We start from the raw sequence: 3,610 nt of genomic DNA, 5'->3' as shown, positions 1-3,610 counted from the left end.
CCGGATGCCTGGCTTCGCATGGGCTCGCCGTGGGAGTTCCCCCACCCCGAAGCCGCCCAGACGATCTCGTTCGGCGGTCGCACCGAGACCTATGACGACAACGGTGTGGAGCGTACGCGCTGGATTCCGGACTGGAACGTGCTCGCGGTGCCCTACAACATGATGGTTCCCGGGTATCACAACGGCCGGGTCAACACCCTGCGGTTGTGGCGCGCGGCGGCGACCAACGCCTTCGATCTGCGCATCTTCAACTCCGGCGACTATGAGGAGTCGGTGCGCGCCCAGACCTTCGCCGAGAACATTTCCAAGGTGCTCTACCCCGAGGACTCGACGCCCCAGGGCAAGGAGCTGCGCCTGCAGCAGCAGTACTTCTTCGTCGCGGCATCCATCAACGACTTCCTCGACCGCGTGCTCCCCGAGGGCTTCGACCTTGAGAAGCTTCCCGACCGCGTGATCTTCCAGCTCAACGACACGCATCCGGTCATCGGCGTGCCCGAGCTCATGCGCGTGCTGGTCGACGAGCGCGGCATGGAGTGGGGCGACGCGTGGGCGATCACGCAGAAGTGCTTCGCGTACACCTGCCACACGCTGCTGCCCGAAGCGCTCGAAGTCTGGTCGGTGGACCTGCTCGGCCGGCTGCTGCCGCGCCACCTCGAGATCATCTACCGCATCAACGACGACTTCCTCGAGGAAGTGCGTGAACGCTTCGGCGACGACATGATGCGCATCCGCAACATGTCGATCATCGGGGAACACCCCTACCGGTCGGTGCGGATGGCCTACCTCGCGACGGTCGCGGGGGCGAAGGTCAACGGCGTCGCCGAACTCCACTCGCAGCTCCTGCGCGACAAGGTGCTGCACGAGTTCGCCGAGATGTACCCCGACAAGTTCACGAACGTGACCAACGGTGTCACGCCACGCCGCTTCATCCGTCTCGCGAACCCGTCGCTTGCGAGCCTCATCACTGAGGCGCTCGGCGCGGGCTGGACCGTCGACCTCGAGCGGCTCCGGGGGCTAGAGGCGCTCGCCGAAGACGCCGAATTCCGGGAGCGGTTCGCCGCCGTCAAGGCAGCCAACAAGCGGCACCTCAGCGATGTGCTGGAGCGCCGTGACGGTGTCACGATCGATGACACCCACCTGCTGGATGTCATGGTCAAGCGCCTCCACGAGTACAAGCGCCAGACCCTGAAGGTGCTGCACATTGTCACCGAGTACGAGCGCATCGTCTCGGGCAAGGTCGCCGCTGCCGACATCCAGCCCCGTACCTTCATCTTCGGGGCCAAGGCTGCTCCGGGGTACGCGATGGCCAAGCGCATCATCCACCTCATTAACTCGGTCGCGTCGGTCGTGAACAACGATCCGCGGGTCGAGGGGCGCCTGAAGGTCGTCTTCCCGCCGAACTACAACGTGACCCTCGCCGAGAGCATCATCCCGGCCGCCGACCTGTCGGAGCAGATCTCGCTCGCCGGCAAGGAAGCATCCGGTACGGGGAATATGAAGCTCGCCTTGAACGGTGCGCTGACGATCGGCACCGACGACGGCGCGAACGTCGAGATCCGCCAGCTTGTCGGCGACGACAACTTCTTCCTGTTCGGCATGACCGAGCCCGAGGTCGAGGCGCTGTGGGCGAAGGGTTACAAGCCGGCCGACTTCTACCAGGCCGACCCGCAGCTGCGCGCCGCCATGGACCTCATTGCCTCGGGCGCGTTCTCGGGCGGTGACCGCACGGTCTTCGAGCCGATCGTGTCGAATCTGCTCTACGACGACCGGTTCATGGTGCTCGCCGACTACGCCTCATACATCGAGGCGCAGGCGCAGGTTGACCTGGCATATGCGGACCAGGATGCCTGGACCCGATCGGCGATCCTCAACATCGCCCGCTGCGGGTTCTTCTCATCCGACCGCTCGATGCGCGACTACCTCGACCGCATCTGGCACGCCCGCCCGCTGCTCTGACGAGTTCGCGGCTACCGTCGCGTCAGTCGTGCGGCCAGGCAGCCAGCGCGTCATCGATGAGTCGTGCGGCCCGACCGGACACGGGCTCGAGGAGTTCGACCACCGGAGTCCGGCTCTTCGCACCTCGAGGCGCCGAGAAGCGCCACGTGCCGACAACGACGCCGTCGACGAGGACTGCCGGGCGGAAGACGCCGTTCTTGCCGGGAACGAGAGCGTCGAACATCGCGTCGGAGGCCACGAGCGACCGGTCGGCATAACCGAGGATCCACTCGTCGAACGCGGGAACGAGCGTCACCGTTTCAGCAGACCCTTGCCAGTTCGAGTCGGCTGACGCGGATGCCGCGGCATCCAGATATACGGGCTTCTCGCCGAGCTGTGCCAGCTCGATTCGGTCGACGGATGCGGCGGCAGCGCGCAGCCCCGTCTTGGGAAGCTTCGTCCACCAGGCCAGGTCGTCGAGGGTCACCGGCCCCCGCGCGGCGACATAGCCCGCGACGATACGGCTGAGTGCGGCATCCGTGTCGGTGTCACGCTGGGTCGCCGTGAGGGTGAGGTACTGCTCCGATCCGTCAGGAGCGAATGCGCCCCAGTGCGCCAGCCCGTTGATGCACAGGTGGACGAGCAGGTGGTACCCGCGCCCGCCGTCGGTCGAGATCCCGGCGTCCTCCCACGTGGCAAGGATGTCGGCGCGCCGCAGCGGAGCGGTCTCGAGCGCCGCAACCGCGACCTCATGCGAGCGGTCGATCGTGGCGTCATCCAGCCCGAGTTGCTCCCGGCGCCGCGTCATCGACTGCAGCATTCTCGTGCCGGTCAGGGCGAGGAGCGACGCCAAGTGCTCGGGCGTCGTCGCGAACAGTGTGCCGCGCATCGGCCAGGACCGCACCAACTCACCGCTGTCAAACGCGGCGCGGACATCGTCGACGGTCGTTCCCGGGGCCGACCGCAGAGCGATCGCGCGCAGGACTGCCGGAAGATCCTGGCCTTGGAGGGCGACCGCTCGATCCACCACTTCCCGCGGGGAGAGGGTCGAGCCGCCGAGCAGCTGGGCACGGTGGCGTAGCCCGCGCGCCTGGTCGGGGGAGAGGGACGCCGTCATGCCGATCACCGTAGTACGAGCCACCCCCACGCAGCCGGGACGGCGGGGCTCCCGGTGGACTGCTGCCGCTCGGAGTGCCGGGCTTTGTCTCGGGTGGCCCGGGGTTTGAATGTCGTACCCCCCTCGTAGTGTCGGGGTGTGGATGAGGTTGGCATGGGCGAGGCGGGTCAGTGGCCTGCGGCTGCGGATGCTGACGTGTTCGTCTCTGAGGGTGATGTGCGGGAGTGGGATGGTGAGGTGGCGGGGTGGGTTCCGCCGCGTCCGGACGCTGTCGCCCTCGTGTTGGAGGCCGCTGACCTGGAGGCGGTGTTTGCCGCGCAACGGTTCGCGCGGGTCGATGACCTCCGTCTGGAAGCGTTGGATGATGTGTCCCGGTATGGGGGTGGGTCCCGCGAGTTGGTGATGCGCTCTCTGCGGCTCGAGCTCGCGTCCGCGTTGCGGGTCACGGAGAACGCGGCGGGGATGATGCTCTCCCGCGCCGAATCACTCGTCCACTCCTACCCGACGGTGTTGGAGTCCCTCTCCCACGCAAACGTGACGGTCCGGCACGCGGAGATC

General features: G+C 67.0%; 2 protein-coding genes and 1 pseudogene. 2 read left to right on the top strand and 1 reads right to left on the bottom strand.

The window, feature by feature from the left end; translation table 11 throughout:
* Window positions 1–1,956: glycogen/starch/alpha-glucan phosphorylase (locus B3587_RS03245; RefSeq protein ID WP_292726519.1), on the top strand; the 1,956-nt coding region annotated here is incomplete at its 5' end.
* A gap of 22 nt (window positions 1,957–1,978) precedes the next feature.
* Here the strand turns inward: B3587_RS03245 and B3587_RS03240 are convergent.
* On the bottom strand, window positions 1,979–3,052 hold the full coding sequence (locus tag B3587_RS03240) for a winged helix DNA-binding domain-containing protein (protein WP_292726518.1): 1,074 nt from the start codon (window positions 3,050–3,052) through the stop codon (window positions 1,979–1,981).
* 138 nt (window positions 3,053–3,190) lie between these two features.
* On the opposite strand from B3587_RS03240, the pseudogene B3587_RS03235 reads away from it, so the two are divergent.
* A pseudogene (locus B3587_RS03235) lies at window positions 3,191–3,610 on the top strand (hypothetical protein); the annotation flags it as partial.

It is taken from the genome of Microbacterium sp. UBA837 (assembly GCF_002296025.1).
Classification (GTDB): Bacteria; Actinomycetota; Actinomycetes; order Actinomycetales; family Microbacteriaceae; genus Microbacterium.
The sequence above is the reverse complement of the archived record's forward strand: the minus strand, read 5'-3'. Positions and strand labels throughout refer to the sequence as shown.